At 35.3% G+C, this 17,286-nt stretch carries 16 protein-coding genes and 3 pseudogenes; 11 read left to right on the top strand and 8 right to left on the bottom strand.

The window, feature by feature from the left end; genetic code table 11:
- The first annotated feature begins 767 nt into the window (after positions 1-767).
- From ABH955_RS14745 to ABH955_RS14735, 3 genes are all read left to right on the top strand, one after another.
- Positions 768-2,507, top strand: a complete 1,740-nt coding sequence (locus ABH955_RS14745; protein ID WP_404455656.1) for an S-layer homology domain-containing protein — start codon at positions 768-770, stop codon at positions 2,505-2,507.
- 111 nt (positions 2,508-2,618) lie between these two features.
- Positions 2,619-2,933 carry a PadR family transcriptional regulator gene (locus tag ABH955_RS14740; RefSeq protein WP_001078071.1) on the top strand — a complete coding sequence of 105 codons (315 nt, stop codon included), beginning with the start codon at positions 2,619-2,621 and terminating at the stop codon, positions 2,931-2,933.
- Between the two features lie 16 nt (positions 2,934-2,949).
- Positions 2,950-3,561: a DUF2812 domain-containing protein gene (locus ABH955_RS14735; RefSeq protein ID WP_404455659.1), complete on the top strand. Its 612-nt coding sequence runs from the start codon at positions 2,950-2,952 to the stop codon at positions 3,559-3,561.
- Positions 3,562-3,674: 113 nt separating this feature from the next.
- Here ABH955_RS14735 and ABH955_RS14730 read toward each other — a convergent pair.
- Positions 3,675-3,989: pseudogene (locus tag ABH955_RS14730) on the bottom strand (Tn3 family transposase); the annotation flags it as partial.
- A gap of 105 nt (positions 3,990-4,094) precedes the next feature.
- On the opposite strand from ABH955_RS14730, the gene gad reads away from it, so the two are divergent.
- From gad to ABH955_RS14710, 4 genes are all read left to right on the top strand, one after another.
- A complete protein-coding gene (gene gad, locus ABH955_RS14725) occupies positions 4,095-5,564 on the top strand; it encodes a glutamate decarboxylase (RefSeq protein ID WP_404491262.1) in 1,470 nt (489 codons plus the stop codon).
- Positions 5,565-5,822: 258 nt separating this feature from the next.
- Positions 5,823-6,494 (top strand): hypothetical protein, encoded by a 672-nt coding sequence (locus tag ABH955_RS14720; protein ID WP_003187718.1) that lies wholly within the window; start codon positions 5,823-5,825, stop codon positions 6,492-6,494.
- Between the two features lie 54 nt (positions 6,495-6,548).
- On the top strand, positions 6,549-7,208 hold the full coding sequence (locus tag ABH955_RS14715) for a hypothetical protein (protein WP_003187716.1): 660 nt from the start codon (positions 6,549-6,551) through the stop codon (positions 7,206-7,208).
- A gap of 254 nt (positions 7,209-7,462) precedes the next feature.
- Positions 7,463-8,371: an alpha/beta fold hydrolase gene (locus ABH955_RS14710; protein WP_404446415.1), complete on the top strand. Its 909-nt coding sequence runs from the start codon at positions 7,463-7,465 to the stop codon at positions 8,369-8,371.
- 205 nt (positions 8,372-8,576) lie between these two features.
- On the opposite strand, the gene ABH955_RS14705 is transcribed toward ABH955_RS14710, so the two are convergent.
- The 4 genes and pseudogenes from ABH955_RS14705 to ABH955_RS14690 form a co-directional block, all read right to left on the bottom strand.
- Positions 8,577-8,801: a hypothetical protein gene (locus ABH955_RS14705; protein WP_404491261.1), complete on the bottom strand. Its 225-nt coding sequence runs from the start codon at positions 8,799-8,801 to the stop codon at positions 8,577-8,579.
- A gap of 420 nt (positions 8,802-9,221) precedes the next feature.
- Positions 9,222-9,431: a glycine zipper domain-containing protein gene (locus tag ABH955_RS14700; RefSeq protein ID WP_404446421.1), complete on the bottom strand. Its 210-nt coding sequence runs from the start codon at positions 9,429-9,431 to the stop codon at positions 9,222-9,224.
- 92 nt (positions 9,432-9,523) lie between these two features.
- Positions 9,524-9,757: pseudogene (locus tag ABH955_RS14695) on the bottom strand (DDE-type integrase/transposase/recombinase); the annotation flags it as partial.
- Positions 9,758-9,871: 114 nt separating this feature from the next.
- On the bottom strand, positions 9,872-10,072 hold the full coding sequence (locus ABH955_RS14690; RefSeq protein ID WP_000218933.1) for a DUF1657 domain-containing protein: 201 nt from the start codon (positions 10,070-10,072) through the stop codon (positions 9,872-9,874).
- A gap of 210 nt (positions 10,073-10,282) precedes the next feature.
- Here ABH955_RS14690 and ABH955_RS14685 point away from each other — a divergent pair.
- Positions 10,283-11,507 (top strand): annotated as a pseudogene (locus tag ABH955_RS14685) (phospholipase D-like domain-containing protein).
- A 221-nt stretch (positions 11,508-11,728) separates the two neighbouring features.
- Here the strand turns inward: ABH955_RS14685 and ABH955_RS14680 are convergent.
- Both ABH955_RS14680 and ABH955_RS14675 read right to left on the bottom strand, forming a co-directional pair.
- Entirely contained in the window at positions 11,729-11,836 is a 108-nt protein-coding gene (locus ABH955_RS14680; RefSeq protein ID WP_000505670.1) for a YjcZ family sporulation protein, read from the bottom strand.
- A 213-nt stretch (positions 11,837-12,049) separates the two neighbouring features.
- Positions 12,050-12,703 carry a DUF2306 domain-containing protein gene (locus tag ABH955_RS14675; RefSeq protein ID WP_404455668.1) on the bottom strand — a complete coding sequence of 218 codons (654 nt, stop codon included), beginning with the start codon at positions 12,701-12,703 and terminating at the stop codon, positions 12,050-12,052.
- Between the two features lie 245 nt (positions 12,704-12,948).
- Between ABH955_RS14675 and ABH955_RS14670 the strand changes: the two genes are divergently transcribed.
- Positions 12,949-13,092, top strand: coding sequence for a methylenomycin A resistance protein (locus ABH955_RS14670; protein ID WP_252195824.1), 144 nt, complete (start codon positions 12,949-12,951; stop codon positions 13,090-13,092).
- 519 nt (positions 13,093-13,611) lie between these two features.
- Here the strand turns inward: ABH955_RS14670 and ABH955_RS14665 are convergent.
- Positions 13,612-15,201, bottom strand: coding sequence for a bifunctional metallophosphatase/5'-nucleotidase (locus ABH955_RS14665; protein WP_404455674.1), 1,590 nt, complete (start codon positions 15,199-15,201; stop codon positions 13,612-13,614).
- Between the two features lie 786 nt (positions 15,202-15,987).
- On the opposite strand from ABH955_RS14665, the gene ABH955_RS14660 reads away from it, so the two are divergent.
- Both ABH955_RS14660 and ABH955_RS14655 read left to right on the top strand, forming a co-directional pair.
- A complete protein-coding gene (locus ABH955_RS14660; protein ID WP_003193613.1) occupies positions 15,988-16,644 on the top strand; it encodes a uridine kinase family protein in 657 nt (218 codons plus the stop codon).
- Positions 16,645-16,719: 75 nt separating this feature from the next.
- Entirely contained in the window at positions 16,720-17,157 is a 438-nt protein-coding gene (locus ABH955_RS14655; protein ID WP_001202613.1) for an NUDIX hydrolase, read from the top strand.
- The last annotated feature ends 129 nt before the right edge of the window (positions 17,158-17,286 follow it).

The following is a 17,286-nucleotide window of genomic DNA, read 5'->3' as shown; positions in this document are numbered from 1 at the left end:
AAAAGACGCAAAAAAACAGTATAATTAATCTAATGGGGACCTTGTTTTTTCCATTTTTCGAATTGCTTATAGTCATGTGAAACTCTGCCTCAATATGATAAATTCAAATAAATACATTATAAATATAAAGGATAACCTTAAATAAATAATAATGAAAATTAAATAAATTCTAAAGAATTAATATATTTTTACTAAATATTGATTGATAATAAGTTATTTTTTGAGACTTTACTAGGTTCTGTTGCAAAGTTTCTTAGCAAATAAAAAGTTAAGTTAATTACAATGAATCATGTTAAAAGGTATGTTCTCAGGATTATATTGTGATTTTAATGGAGATAGCATTGTTTTTTAGGCTACATTTTAGCGAAATAAAAGCTCAAAAAGCGATATGTATATTTACAATGTTACATTAGTGTTTTTCTTTTTATTTATCCCGCTATTTGTGGGCAGTAAAACTCACACCTTAAAATGCGGCTGGAGCAAAGAAGTTAGGTGGGAGCCCTGCTGCCCGTAAACGCCCGATTGGTGCGGGCTAATAATCAGTGGGGGATGAACAAAACCCCCACTGATTAAAGTTTCACTTTATATATTCGCAAGTAAAATAGCATAATATCAGTACGAATCACTATAGTAATATGAGTTTTTGCATATTTTGAAATTTAATATATCCTCCGAAAAGTTTTAATTGTATAATGTTTCTTGTCATAGTCTTTTAGATTTTTCGACAAAAAATAACACAAATAGAGAACGTATTGGGAGAATGCATTATGTACACAAAACTATTAAAATCAATTACGTCATTAACGCTTATTGGTAGCGCTTTATTATATACAAATATTGGTGAGATGAAAGCTTCTGAAGCGGGTACTTTCTCCGATGTACCTACATCGCACTGGTCCTATCCTGCGATTAAAGACTTAGCGAGCAAAAATATTATTTCAGGTTATGGAAATGGGATGTTTGGTTTTGGTGATGTTGCGACGAGGGAGCAAGTTGCAGCTTTAATTTATCGTGTGTTAGTACCGAATAAGCAAGGCGGTACGTTTAGTAATGATGGTGCTCGTTATGTATTACAAGATGGGTCTACTTTAAATAATCCGTATGGAGATATTCGCTCAGGTTCTACAATGTTTCCGGAAGAGGTTTTAACGTTAACGAAATTGGGGATTTTTAAAGGTGATGGAAATGGCGGTTTTAGACCGAAAGATTCTGTTAGCCGCGCAGAAATGGCGCAAATTATTAAAAATGCGTTCCAAGTTTCAGCTAAACAAAAACATACATTTAATGATGTTCCAAATGGATTTTGGGCAGAAAATGCGATTAGTGCCGTGCAGTCAAACGGGATTGCATCTGGTACAGGAGACGGGAAATTTGAACCAGCTAAAACGGTAACGCGTGAACAGTATGCACAGTTTTTATATAATGCATTGAAATATAAAAAGCCTGAGGTTGCGGTGCAAGATACAGGAGATGCGGCATTATTAGCAGCATTCAAAAATGAAGTGCAAACACGTATTAATACGTACGAAACGAATATTACACTTCCATATAAAACGAAAAATAGTAATCAGGAAGAAGTAATGAATACACTTTTTAACGCGTATAAAGAAGTCGCAAGTAAAAATGAGTATACAAATTATAATAGGTCGAATGTTTCATATGGACTTTCTGGATCCCCTGGAAATTATACATTTACGTTAAAGATTACATATCGCGAAACGAAAGAACAAACAGAATATGTGATGAAACAAGCGAAAGCAATCGTTTCTTCTATTATTCAAACGGGAATGGATGATCATGAAAAAGTGAAGGCAATTCATGATTATGTTGTAAAACATGTTTCTTACGATACGTCTTATAAAGCGTATACAGCATATGAGGCACTCGCGAATCGTTCTGCCGTTTGCCAAGGTTACACACTATTAACCTATCAATTATTAAAAGAAGCTGGAATTGAGAATCATTTTGTAGTAGGAACTGGAGACGGTCAGCCTCATGCTTGGAACTTGGTGAAAATCGAAAACAAATGGTATCACCTTGATACAACATTCGATGATCCGGTGCCAGATGAACAAGGCCGCGTAACATATTCTTATTTCAACTTATCAGATGAGAAAATTGCAAGAAATCATGAGTGGAACCGAGGGGACTATCCGCAAGCTACAACAAACTATTATAGTACATTAACAAATAAAATTGCGACAGGTGGTACGAAAACACCTGCATATCAGCAAATATTGAAAGATACAAAGTTAAATTATTTAGGAAATGAATATATCGCAAATAACTATAATGAATTCAAAAATAAAATGCAGCAACGTTATAGCACAAAGTCAGCAAAGATTGAAATTCTTTATAAACAATCAATGGATGGCGCATTGCAAGATGTGAAAAAAGTAATTGGAGAAATCGGTTATCCGCAAGGAGCGAACCGTGTTTCTTATAAAGCTGAGCCGTATAATGCAAAAGAAGGATATTCTTTGGTGACGATTACGTTTACTTATTAAAAACAACCTAGATCCATGAAGGATCTAGGTTGTTTTTTTATACCTTAATTTGACATATACAGTCGAACTATATAGTTTGGCTATATATCTATCGTTACATTGGAGGTCTTTATGAATAGAGATAAAAATTTACCATTAACGGAAACGACGTATTACGTTCTTTTAGCTTTACTGGAGCCGGCTCATGGGTATTTAATTATGCAAAAGGTGGAGGAACTTAGTAATCATCAAGTGAAAATTGCGGCGGGTACATTGTATGGTGCGGTTGAAAATTTATTAAAGCAACAATTAATAGAATCCGTAAAAAGTGAAGATAAACGAAGAAAAGTGTATGTCATTACTGAGCGGGGGAAAGAAGTATTACATTTAGACTTTATGAGAATGCAGCACATTATTGGGGTTACAAAAAGCTTATTAAATGTATAGTTAGGGGGAAGCGAAGATGTGGAGATTGAAATTCTTTTTAGACTTTGAGAAAGAGGAAAAATGGTTAGAAGAGATGGCTTGGAAAGGCTATCAACTAAAAAGTAATACATTCGGTTATAAATTTAGAATCGCAGAACCGGAAGATACGACAATTAAAATAGATCATAGAATATTTAATAGAAGAAAAGATTTTATTAATTACTGTACATTATTTGAAGATAGTGGCTGGAAGCATATAGCCGGTAAATGGTGGTCTGGTACGCAATATTTTAAAAAGGTAGATGAAGAAAGTGAAGATGACATTTTTTCAGATCAAATGTCACGAGCAGGGAAGTACAAGCGTCTATCTAAGACATTTTTAGAAGTGGCGATATGTTATTTGCCGCTGCTAATCCTATTTATGTTTAATAATACAATTGATTTAGGAGCGATTTTAAATCCGAAAGACTTATACTATACACCAGGATTATGGGATATGCACGGTGCAGCATTTTTAGGATCATTCTTATTTGAAACACCATTTGCATTAATGAGGGGCATTTCATGGTTGTTTATCCCAGCTGCGATTGGTATGTTTTTCTTTTTTTCATATAAAGCAAATCGATTGTATGAAGAGAGAAAATACTAAGAGGACCCCCTTAAAGCCGATGCTTTGAGGGGGATTCTTTTGAATTTGTAAATGGTGTACTTGGTTAGCTTGATGGGCATGGGGTAGAGTCAGGAAAATGTGGATTTACAACACTAAGAAAGTTTCAATGGTCTTAGAGAATCTAATGAGACCACTTTTTCTGAATTAAAATGGTATTCTCCTAGTAAATTGATATGTTCCCAACCTAAAGATGACATATAATGCAATAAGTCCTCATTAAAACTACCTATCCGTCTTTGATATTTAACTGCTTTTGTTAGAAGTAAAGTATTCCAGATACTGATGGCATTGATAATTATGTTTAAGGCACTGGCCCTTTGCAATTGATGCTGTATGGTTTGTTCCCTAAGCTCACCTAGTTTTCCGAAGAAAATAGCTCTTGCAAGTCTATTCATGGCTTCTCCTTTAATTCGAATGGTGGCAGCACCTTTTATTAGAATTGTCCCCTTGGTGTAACAACTGCTTTTTTGTAAATAATATGTTTGTTAAACAATTAATTAAGGGGGACTTGTATGCCACAGGATCGAAAAGCAGAAGTTCAAAACGATGCATACGAAGGAAAAGAGATCATGCCAGATAATCCACAATATCTACCGCGTCACGTGCAAATGGAGCTGCCTCACGAATTTTCTGTAAATCCTCTGTTTGCCCGCGAAGGAGAATCAGTCGTTCCGCGCTTTCACATGCCTGATGAAGGCATGTTACCAGAAACAGCGTATCAAATCGTCCATGATGAAATTGCTCTTGATGGCAATGCTCGCTTGAATCTTGCAACATTCGTTAGCACATGGATGGAGCCTGCCGCAGAGCACTTATATGCCAAATCATTCGACAAGAACATGATTGACAAGGATGAATATCCACAGACAGCCGAAATTGAGGAGAGATGTGTCCGCATTTTAGCAAACCTCTGGCATTCGCCCACTCCCCTTACGACTATGGGCGTTTCAACAACTGGATCGTCGGAAGCATGTATGCTCGGGGGGCTTGCGTTAAAGAGACGCTGGCAAAATGCACGCAAAAGCGAAGGGAAGCCGGTGGATCGGCCCAATATTGTGTTTAGTTCTGCTGTTCAAGTCGTGTGGGAAAAATTCGCGAACTATTGGGAGGTTGAACCACGCTATGTGAAGGTTAGCCCAGAGCATCCCCGATTGGATCCTCAGGGGGTCCTCGCTGCCGTGGATGAAAATACGATTGGTGTGGTACCGATTCTAGGTGAGACTTATACTGGGGTTTACGAACCGGTTGCCGCCATTGCGAAAGCGTTGGACGATTTACAGGAGAGGACGGGCCTCGACATTCCCATGCATGTGGATGCGGCTTCGGGGGGATTTATAGCACCGTTTCTTCAACCAGATTTAGTCTGGGATTTTCAATTACCGAGGGTGAAGTCCATCAATGTATCCGGACATAAATATGGATTAGTCTACCCTGGGTTGGGTTGGATAATTTGGCGGGAAGCTGAAGATCTCCCTGAGGATCTAATCTTCCGCGTCTCCTATTTGGGCGGGAACATGCCGACTTTTGCCCTGAATTTCTCTCGTCCTGGCGCACAAGTGCTCCTGCAATATTACAATTACCTGCGTTTGGGGAAAAGTGGGTACTATGATGTCCAAAGGGCTTCTCAGAAAGTCGCTCTTTTTCTTAGCAAGGCGATTCAGAAGATGGAACCGTTCGAACTTTTGTCCGATGGTTCGGATATTCCGGTTTTCGCTTGGCGACTGAAAGATGGTTACACATTAAACTGGAATCTTTATGATTTATCTCGACAATTGCGTGTGTTCGGCTGGCAAGTACCCGCCTATCCATTGCCTCCAGATATGGAAGCGGTGACGATTATGCGCGTTGTGGTTCGAAATGGATTTTCCATGGATCTCGCGCATTTATTTTTGAGGAACCTCAAACAGACCGTTGCCTTTCTGGATTCCCTGGACGGGCCTATGCCACATGATACGAAATGTGATAATGGGTTTCATCACTAAATGAAAAAAGCCTAATTTCTTCATATTTAATTGAGAAATTAGGCTTTTTAATATTGAAATTTCCTTAACGTTGTAAATCAGCATTTTTCTGACGCTACCTCAATACATATTATTAAAATTAAGATGGTTCAAGTCGGAGGAAGGCACCTTAGGGTGTCTTTTTTATTGCTCTTCGACAGAATATGACGAAATAGTTGTAACTGTTTCTGTTATGCTTGTGCAGTAAATCTTACATTTAACCACTGGAGGAACTACATAATGGGTAAAATTTTTAAGTTTGGGTGTTTAGGGGTAATAGCAATTGTAGTCATCATTTTTGTTGCTGCAGTTATTGATGGTAGTAATGATTCGAAAGAAAAAGCATCTACTAATCCAAAACAAGAAAGCAAAAAGGATGCTCCAATAAAAGAAGAACAGAAGAAGCAACAAGATGAAGCTAAGAAAAAGGAAGAACCTAAGCCAGCTGTAAACGCTGATAAGGCTACATACGAAAACGAAATCAAGCCTACTATTGATGCCATGATAAAAGAATATGATGAAATTTGGAATCAGGACTGGAGACCTATTTGGGGCGAAGCAAGCAAAGATCCTGCATCTATTGACAAGAACACTTTAAAAGAGAAAATGGAGTCAGTTACAAATCGATACGATGAACTATCCAATAAAAATACTGCGTTTAAAAGCGGTGCGAAGCTAAACGATCCTGTATTAAAAGAGAAGATTGAGAAATTCAGAGTTGATTTTGGACTAGCAACGAACTATAGAAGTAATGCTGGAAGAGCTGTAACTCAAGGAATAAAAGGGGTAGCTCCAATGAAAGAAAGAATGGATGAAGCTCAAAAATCAATCCAACTTTCTGATCAAAAACTAATCAATGCTGTAGCTAGTTTAACTGAAGTTGAATCGAAATTGGGAGTTAGTCGTAATTAGGCACTCGAAAGAGTGATTTTATTTTGTCCTCAGACATAAATAAAATCAGGGGTGATGTATATGAAGAAAGTATTTATGAGTTTATTGATAGCTATTACGTGTCTTATATTCACTGGTTGTTCAGCAGACATGAAAGTTGTAGAAGAAGATGCTACGGAAAAATTACAAGATAGCAAGTTGTTTCCGTATATTGAAGAGGCTAGTTACAAAGAAGGTGGTAAAAAGGAAGATAGAACTTCAGTAAACATTAATATAAATGTAGATGAACGATTCTCCGATTTAGAAACAATGGAAAAATATGAAGTGATGCAAGATGCTGTTAATAAGCTAGATGGATCTTCAAGCCTAATTAAATGTGGGAATGACAACCGTTGCATTTATGACAATCTCCATATTTCTGATGGCAATGACAAATACACAATGGATGTTTTTTATAAAGAATTAGTAATTAATGATAATAAAAAATACACTAAATCAGATTATAATTCTGATATGAATCAAATAAAGAAAAAAGAAGAACCTGTTAATACTACTACGAATTCCAACTCAGTTCCTTCTTCATCTGCAGGACAAGAGGCACCATCTACATATGATCCTAAAAAGGATTCGGCTAACTATGATGCTAATGGTAATTATAAACCAGTTGACCAGATGAAACCTGAAGAAATCAAAAAGGAATTAGAAGGATTCCTAGAAGATTCTTTAAAAAGGTAGTTAAAACAAAATATAGATTTGAACCATATTTCTCAATGAACAAAACAACTTAACATGGTAAAATAATATTTGGATGGGAGTCCAATATATATTATTAAAATTAAGATGGTTCAAGTCGGAGAAAGGCACCTTAGGGTGTCTTTTCTTTTTTCTAAATGAGAATTTTGGCTTAAAGAAGATAAATTTTCAACGGATTATTGTCATGAATATATTGATAAAGTTCATCAATATATTTGTAGAAAGGAGGAATTCAAGTGAAGAGAGATGAAAATAGGATTGGTCACTTTACATCTGAAAAAGGAAAGGAAGACTTTCAAAGTGCCTACGATGAATCAATGGCACTTCTTCCAAAACCTAACGATACGAAAGATATAAAAACTAAATATGGCACAATTCGTGCTTATTACTTTACTAAAGAGGAAAACAAACATAAGGAGCCAATACTCTTACTCCCTGGACGTGGTGCATCTACTCCAATGTGGGTACCCAATTTAGAAGGGCTAAGGGAGAAAAGGCCTGTTTACACGATAGATTTACTCGGTGAACCTGGAATGAGTGTGCAAACGAAGGTGATTGAAAACCAAAAACAACAAGCAGAATGGTTAAATGAAGTAATTGAAGAATTAAGTTTAGAAAAAGTGCATATCGTGGGTGTCTCCATTGGAGGTTGGACAACAATGAATTTGGCCAGATATAATTCAGAGCATATTGCTACGGCTAGTTTATTGGACCCAGTCTTTGTATTTGCGCAAATGCCCATAAAGATGATTCTTGCATCTATTCCAGCTGCCGTCCCTATTGTACCTAAGTTTATAAGACAAAAGATGTTAAGCTATGTATCTGGAGGAGCAGAAACAAATGACGATGAGCCTATCGCTAAGTTAATCGAGTCGGGTATGCGTAACTATAAACTTAAAACACCAGCACCTGATCTATTTAGTAAAGAAGACTTGAAAAATATCAATGTTCCAGTGCTTGCATTAATGGCTGAAAAAAGTACAATGCACAATTCTGTAAAAGCAGTTGAAACTGGGAAAAAATACGTTAAAGATATAGATATAGTTAACTGGAAAAATGCATCTCACGCAATCAATGGTGAGTTCTCTAACGAAGTTAATGCCAGAATCCTTGATTTTATAGAAAAACATTCTAATGATAACTAAGTTGAAAGTGGAAAATATGTTGTAATAACAACTTTATCTCTATATAGCTATTTAGGAGGATTTAGCTCATTTTTTGTTTTAGGATATTAAAGTACCCCCTAAATGGAATTTTTTTATAGCACCGAAGTTCATTTTTATGATTTTTGGGGAAGAATGTGCTTCTTAACTTGATACCGCAAAAAAACAAACAGGAATGACTATTAAGTCATTCCTGTTCCTTAAAGAAACCTTCTATGGTACTAGTAACTTCCTTGAAGGCTTCACCTTGGACACTAGAAATTGATAATCCTCCAATTATATTTTTCCACTGTGAATTTACATTATCCCAGTTATCATCCCAATTTTCAGTAATATGCTTATAAGCTTTAAAAGGTTTATCACGACTTGGTGAAACATATTTTGAAGCATCTATCAACTCTACAAACTCCAAAACACTTCAGTCCCTTCTTTTAGAATTGGAGTTACCTCTTCGTTTCGAGGTAAAACTTCCATTTAGGTGGTGCTATTAAATTTAAAAAGCTAAAACAAGCATAACCCCGTTCTAAATTTAGGACGGGGTTAAAATATAGTTGTTTAATTTCCGATATAAGATACTTCACTGTACTCAAAAATATAACAATAAAGTCGATTGATAATCTAAGGTTTATTCAGCAATAGCGCCCGATTGCGGAAGACCAAGAAAATGATTATGATTGCTGCTTATAGCTTGTTGAACTAACGCACACGTTACTTTAAGTGAATTGGTTCACAATCTTACTGGGAATTTACCTAAAAAAGCTGAATTAACTTAATAAAAAAAAGGACTCCCTTTTTGGGAATCCAATTCATTCAGTGTCACTTTGGTTAAAGTCTAATCTTCTCGGTTCGCAACACTGTCATTAGCCTCATCGGCACCTTCGCCGACTTTGTTACCCATCGCTCCTCCTGCAACAGCTCCTGCAACGGTACCAAGTGGACCAAGAACAGAACCCAAAGCAGCTCCAGCGACAGCACCGACACCAGTTCCTACCGCTTTGCCAGTATCATTATCAACACGGTTACGTTCGTTTTTATCAGCCACTCATCTCACTCCTTATTTAGAATAGGCAAGTGCATTCCAGCACAATACCTTACATATTTTGACCTATAAGGACAGATTTATGCGAAGTGTTAGAATCCTGAGGATTTAGCAAACCGGCGCTTTACATAGCGATGATCTTGTTCTATGTAATTATTGAAATGTTTGATTGTAGAATGAGTAGTACTTTTATAAAAGTCATTCACCTTTAATTTTTTGAGTGAACAAAGTAAAGAAAGGGCCTTATCTGTTGTCAGAACCGTTGGTTCTCCAAAAGTTTGAACGAGTCGTTTCATAAAAGCATACGCAGATTGTGTATTCCGCTTCTTAAGTTGATGGGCATATGGCGATACCCTTTAATCGTAATCAGCATTATGATAATCGTTATTTAAGCTGGGCACTCTTCCATGGGGACGATATTCTATGTGAAAGGTATTATGTTATTACTTGTACTGAGGCTCTTCATGTTCAATTTGTTGAAGACGAGGATTTAAAGATTCAATAATTTCTTGAGTTTGTTGTGCTGCACCTTTATATAATTGTTTTGCTTGCTTGTTATCAGTATCAAGAACAAATCCTTCTAGGCATGCTTGAGCACTCTTTAATCCAGCGATAGTTTGTTTAAGTTTAGTACTTACTGTCATGTAGTATTCCTCCTTGTAAATGTACTTCAAAATATAGAATGCCTATTTTGTTATCAAAGTACGATTTCCAATTTTAGGGATATACGAATGAGAAATTTTATAGTTAATCATTCAAAGGAGAATTTTTTAGCTAATAGATGCATGGAATAGTTTTGTCCCAATAACAAAAACTAACAGAAATAAAACGATAATATATAAAGGAGATTAAATATGCTGAAAAAGATAGGAAGAATTTTCCGAGCATTCCTCTTTTTATTTATCGGTGGATGTTTAGTTCTGTTTGTTTGGGGGGAAATTGACAGAACAATAGCCGAAAAAAATGGGGTATTTAGCCAGAATTCTAGTCTACCCTATGCGTCAAAGTGATATTACTATGTATACAGATGGGAAACAGTTAAACGATCAATTATTCTCAGATATAGAGAAAGCAAAGCATTACGTGCATATTAACTTTTTTTCTATTGCTGATGATAAAGTAAGTCATCAGTTTCTAGAGCTATTGCGGAAAAAAAGTCAGGAAGGTGTAGAAGTATACTATGCAGTGGACAGGTTAGGTGGAATTTTACTAAAGAAAAAGGAAAGAGAATTATTAGTTAAAAAAGGAGTTCATTTTACATATTACAATAAACCTGTTTTCCCTTATCTTTTTTCTTCTTTGGATCATCGGAATCATCGTCGTATTTCAGTTATTGATGGAAAGGTTGGTTACATTGGCGGATTCAACATCGGAAAGAAGTATTTGGGGGAAAAAGAAAAACTTGGTTATTGGAGAGATTATCATCTTCAAATACGAGGAGAAGGAGTTCAAGATTTAGAACACCAATTTGTATTAGACTGGAATAAAAACTCAGAGAAACCGATTCCGATACACAATGCGGTAAAGGAAAAGGGAGCAACCTCGCAACGATTTACTGCATATTATAGTGGAGAAAAACTTGGGCAAGATTATGCAATGCTGTTTCAACAAGCAAAAGAATCCATCATTATATTAACACCTTATTTTATACCAAAAGACAGAACTATTTGGAACGCATTAGTAGATGCAAGAAAGAGGGGAGTCCGTGTCAAAATTCTATTCTCACCTCATTCGGATGCACTATTAGTTAAAGAAGCAGCATATCCATATATCCGAAAAGCATTAAAACAGGGGATGGAAGTATATGGTTATGAAAATGGGGTGTTACACGGTAAAGTATTTTTGATTGATGAAAAAGTATTGATGGTTGGGACCGTGAATTTTGATTCACGCTCGTTTCATTTAAATGAAGAAATGAACTGTTATATTCATGACCCTATCTATATTTCGAGAATAAAACCAGTGATTAACGCAGACTTACAAAATTCAAAGCAAGTAACATCCTCTGACGTCAATCAATTATCTATAAAAGAAAAAGTGAAAGAAAAGGTTGCAAAAATGTTTGAGTATTATTTGTAAAGACAAAGTATTTTTATATTAGGGATAGTTTCACATTGCCATCAAGATAAGAAATGCAAATACCCCATATCCATCAAGCTAACAAGGACGAGTTACTCCAAAACGATAAAAACGATCAACATGCATCAAAAAAAACACGCTAAGCAAAAATAAAATAAGCTGTCCATATGGGCAGCTTATTTTATTTTTTGTTTAGCACGGGGATCTTTTCCGATAGTTTTTTAGCAGAAGCAAGCAGCTCCAACGATGATTAATAAAATAAACAATACAACTAATAAAGCAAATCCTCCAGCGAAGCCACAGCCGCCACAACTACCACCAAAGCCCATAACAGTTCCTCTTTTAGATAGGAGGAGGAAGACAAAGGTTCACTCATGTGTTTTAACGGATTCAATTTACTTTATGCATTTATGAATTGAGCAGGTCCTTTTGAAAATAAAAAAAAGACACACTAAGGTGATCTTCTTATGTAGGGCGGGAAGACATCGGCCTTCCTTTCGGGTTGCCATCAAGGGATTCAGTCGAGTTACGTATAAATTGCATCAAAAATGTAAATCAGCATTTTTCTGTTGTTGTCCTTTATTAAGACTTTGTCTTATAAATAATTCTGCAATGATTAAATTTGGCACCCACGCTAACCAAGCAATAACAGCATAACTAAGTTCGAAATGCTCCAGTCCAAATAGCAATACAAATAAAGGTAGCCAAATTCTTAATGTAACTGCCGCAAAGGTTAAGGAATAATTTCTGATCATCCAATTCCGATGGTCTTGAATTTTTTTATTCTTAACTTTGTTTAATGCTTGATATGCCGATGTTAGCCAAAATACGGATAACAAACCGAAACCAAGCTTTCCTACTAATCCTCCCGTAGCGTAAAAGGATAAATAAAGTCCTGAAACGCAGCCAAATAATACACCAATCATATAGATTTTTCCAATCATTCGATGGCGACTGATATTCTTTTCTCTAAATTTTGTGGATAATGTAAAAGGACCAATTATTAATGCTACTACACTAGTTGCAATATGTATAAATAACATAATGTACCAAAATGCACTCATTTTAGATAGAAACATAAGCTTCATTTGAACAAACCCTGCTTGAAATCCATCCATAATAAAATATTGGAAAACAGCATAACCAGCTATTAAAATAGCTGAAAAAGTAAATATAAACCAAGTTTTTTTATTCATAATTTCACCACCTCCTTACAACATTTAAGGGAATTAGAACATATATTGCTGTTTATCTAGGGTTAAAAGAGAACTTAATTAACTTCTTTTACTTCTTTCGGCAGGGCATCATGTTCAATTCAGTTTTCGACTAAGCTATTAAACAGTTCAGGATTTGCTAAAGAAATTCCATGATTAATTTTAGAAATAATACCACCTAATTAATCATACAACAAAAAAGGATGTTCTGGTGAATTTATCCATATATGCCATATTTGTTATTAGTAATTATTTTCTCAATAATCAATTTAGGAGTAGGTGTCACGGTTCCAGTAATGACCGCAATAGTTATGCAAGCAGCAGGCCCATCTTATGCAAATATGGCTGGAGCAACCTTAAATGTAAATTGACACCAGATAATTGCTCGTTTAGTAGGGGTACCACCTCATCGCCATCAAGTTAAAAAAATTAATTATCCCCCAAAGCGAAAAAAACGAGCTGAATTCACATAAATAACTGTAGAGAGATAAAAATTTCGTTCTGGGGGTACTATAAAATTTTAGCTTGATGGCGGATGGTGTAGCACCAACAAAACGCGAATTTCGTACGTTAAGCAAAGTTTTTAAAAGAAAAAGCCGTTTTTCTGAACATGTGAGAGCTATATAGTATTGTAGGTGGAAAGTATATCCAGATAATTCAAATCGGTCCAAATTAATGTAAACGTCAAATAACCCCAAAATAAACAATAAAAGTTGATTTTGGGGTTATTTTTTGTTGGCTTTACTTTTTTTCGGTACTTTGCATATCGATGGTAAATCCGTTGACCACGGTAGGACTTTATTTCAAACCCACACAAGAAAAATTAGATTACCTGCACACTAAAAAGTATAGCGAACAGGTAATCTAGGTATTTTGAGATTAATGAAAAGCTAATTTGTTTTTTGAATTCTTCCATCAATAATAGGCTGAATTGGTTCTTTTGCTTGTTTTATATAATCTACTAATGCTTCAAAATCAGTTGGTCCTGTTTCAGCATCTTTCCCATTTTTAAAGGACACAAATCCATCTCCACCTGAAGCTAGAAATGCGTTCGCAACGACGCTGTAAGTTTTAGAAGGAATAATTTCTTCTCCATTTGTTAAGCGAATACTTGTGACTTTTTCTCCATTTGGCTTGTTCGCATCCCAAGTGTATTGGATCCCTGAAATTTGAAGCATTCTTGTTATGTCTTTTTGCCATTGTTGATTTAAAATATCACGAATGTCTTGACCCGTTAAATTAACTTTTATTAATTGATTTCCGAATGGTTGAATGCCATATACCTCTCCCCATGTAATATCACCAGCATCTAAGTCATTACGAATACCACCAGGGTTCATAAGAGCAATTTGGGATTGCATTGTTGCACGCTGAGCATCAGTGATTAAATTGCCGAGAGTAGATTCGCCGGCCGTATTTTGTTTTCGATCTAGTGGAGCTGTAGATTTACCAACAACCTCATTGACAAGAGGTGCGATTTTTTCTTGATATTTCTCCATCTTTTTCTTTATTTTTTTATCAGGCTCTATGCCTTCATGGTAGGTTGTAATAATTTCTGCTTTTTTCTCAACAATATCTTTTGTCTTACGATCAATCTTTACATCAACATCAGCAAAAGCCATTCCATAAGAATTTGCTTGTACGACAAGTTTATTATTAACAGTTCCATTTACATAGGTGTGGCTATGCCCCCCAAAAATAACATCGACTTCTGGATCAGTCTCATTTGCTAGTCGGACGAGATCACCATTTGTTACGCCGTTCTCATCTGTTGTACCTCCGTTATGTGCAAGAACAACGATAGATTTAACGCCAAGTTCTTTTAATTTCTTTACGGATTTGTTAATGGCTTCAACTTCATCTGTAATTTCTACATTCTTTAGCATAGTAGGCATAACAAGGTTAGGAACATCTGTTGTTACGACTCCGATAAAGCCAACAGGAACTCCTTGTACCTTTTTTATAGTAAATGGTGGTAAAAATAGACGACCGGTGGATTTATTATAGAAATTTGCGGCAACATATGGGAATTTTGCTCCTTTAAAATTCCCTGTTTTTTCATGGTATCCACCATAAATAAGGCGGTGCATTTCTTCAATACCTTCATCAAATTCATGATTTCCTATGGTTCCAACATCAAATTTTAAATCATTTAGAAATTCAATCGTGGGTTCGTCTTGTAATAATGCTGAAACAGGAGGACTTGCTCCAACAACATCGCCAGCATGAACCTTTAATGTATTCGGATTTTGTTTTTCATGATCACGTAAATAAGCCGCTAAGTACTCGATTCCCCCTGCATCTTTATTGTTAATTTTCTTTACAGTGTCTAGTTGCCCATGAAAATCGTTAATACCGAGCATTTGTACATCTATGTAGCGGTTTGGTTCTGTAGTTGCTTGAGCTGGAGGCGCAGCAAATACACTTGAAAAAGTAACTGTACTTAATGCTAAAGCAACTGGAATGATTTTTTTCAACATAAAATTTTCTCTCCCCTTATTACAATCTGACATCATACGATACAATCTGACATCATTCGGTATAATTTTAATAGATTAAGAAGATTATTTCTATAAAAATTCTACTAATTATAAAAATTAATAAGATTTTATTGTTTTCCGACAAAAGACTCATTCCTCAAAAATGTGAAGGTGTGAAATACCAATTTTAGGTAGGAGGTGAATATCGGTATGCATGAGCCTACGTTTTTTTGATTAGGATATAAAGAAAAAGTGCCACCGGCACTCCAAACATATATATATATAATCAAAACGCACACCATTGGAGCCAATGGCATGCGCTACATAAATTGTTAGATATTCGCACACATCTGTTTTACAAACTATTCACAGGAAAACAGATTCATATAGATGAAATGACAGAATCAGAGTAAACGTAAAATAGGGTGAGTGCAAAATTATGGATGTTACTTTTACATTGTTCTTTGTGAGGCAGCCTTACACATCCGTCAACTTAAGAAATTGGTAGTTCTCCAAAACAAAGAAAATAAGCTAAGTTCTTATAAACAACTGTAAAATAATAAAATTTTCGTTTTGGGGACACTTCAAAATATTAGCTTGATGGACGTGTGGTACTACACCAAATAACAATAAAATCCTTCGAAAATTACTATAGTTTTTTAAAAATAGAGATGATACGATGGATAATCATACCATTTTTTTCGCTTCATGCATGATTTTACAGTAGGATACCTCTATATTAAGATGATGTAAATAAGGGGGTATATTAGTAACAGGGGGAGAATAATGAAAAAGTTATTACAAGAAATTATAAATTGGATTAGTATGACCGATGAACAGATTGTTATTGGCATTTCAGGACACGGTGCTGCCGGAAAAACAACGTTCGCCAATAAGCTCATAAACCAATTAAATCAAAATAAAGTGAGTTATATTAATACAGATCCATACATTGTTAGTTCAAATGTACGAAAGTATACAAATATCCACTATACATATCAGAATGAAAATCATTATGATAAAATGACAGCTTGTCATCCATCAGCCCATCATTTGTCTGCGTTAGAAAGAGATGTTCAAATGGTAAGAGCTGGTTTAGATTTTTATACAATGGATACACATTATATAAAAAGTGAGTTAATTTCTACGAAAAATAAGGTGACGATTGTAGAAGGAATGAGTGTCGCATTTATTAATCCAAATTTATTTGATTTGAAAATTTACTTCTATACAGATGGAGAAACAGAATTAATGAGAAGGTCTAGCCGTGATATTATTGAAAGAGGAGCCGATATTAATTACTTAAGGAAGTCTCATGAAGAACGTCGGATTCAGTATGAAGTGTTTATGCATCCATATAGTCAACGTTTTGATATTATTATCAAAAATTCCAATGAAACAATATGTTTAGAAAAAAATACATTTGAGTTTTATAAAGTTTAAATGCAAATACTTTATTTACTAAAATAGCAAGTTAGTGAATAAATTGTTCATATTTTTTCGGAAGGAGGTTAAGCAATGAGAGCACCGTATCAAGTATTGATATTTCCTTATATAAAAACTGACGATTCCATTCAATATGCCATTTTTAATCGAAGTGATTATGGTTATTGGCAAGGAATAGCTGGTGGTGGAGAAGATGGTGAGACTCCTATTGAATCAGCAAAACGGGAAGCATTTGAAGAGGCTGGTATTACAAGAGAAAGTCCATATATAAAACTAGATTCTGTGTCTTCACTACCAGTAGAGGATGTAGTTGGTGAATTTCTTTGGGGCGAAGATGTTTATGTAATAAAAGAATTTTCTTTTGGAGTTAAAGTTCCTACAAAAAATATTAAATTATCTAAAGAACACTTCAATTATAAATGGCTGTGCTTTGAGGAAGCCGTAACGCTTTTAAAATGGGATAGTAACAAAACGGCTTTGTGGGAATTAAACAAAAGGCTGTTAAAATAATTAAAGTGTTAGTTAACAAAGCCGATAGTGGAGCGAGAATTAAACAACTTAAAAAAGCTTTGCTACATTACCTATGTAGCAAGGCTTTTTTCTTAGCGTACGAAATCGTGTTTTGTTGGCGGCACCCCG

This window comes from Bacillus sp. RC240 (genome assembly GCF_044907945.1).
GTDB classification, from domain to species: domain Bacteria; phylum Bacillota; class Bacilli; order Bacillales; family Bacillaceae_G; genus Bacillus_A; species Bacillus_A mycoides.
This window is presented reverse-complemented; position numbering and strand designations above follow the sequence as displayed.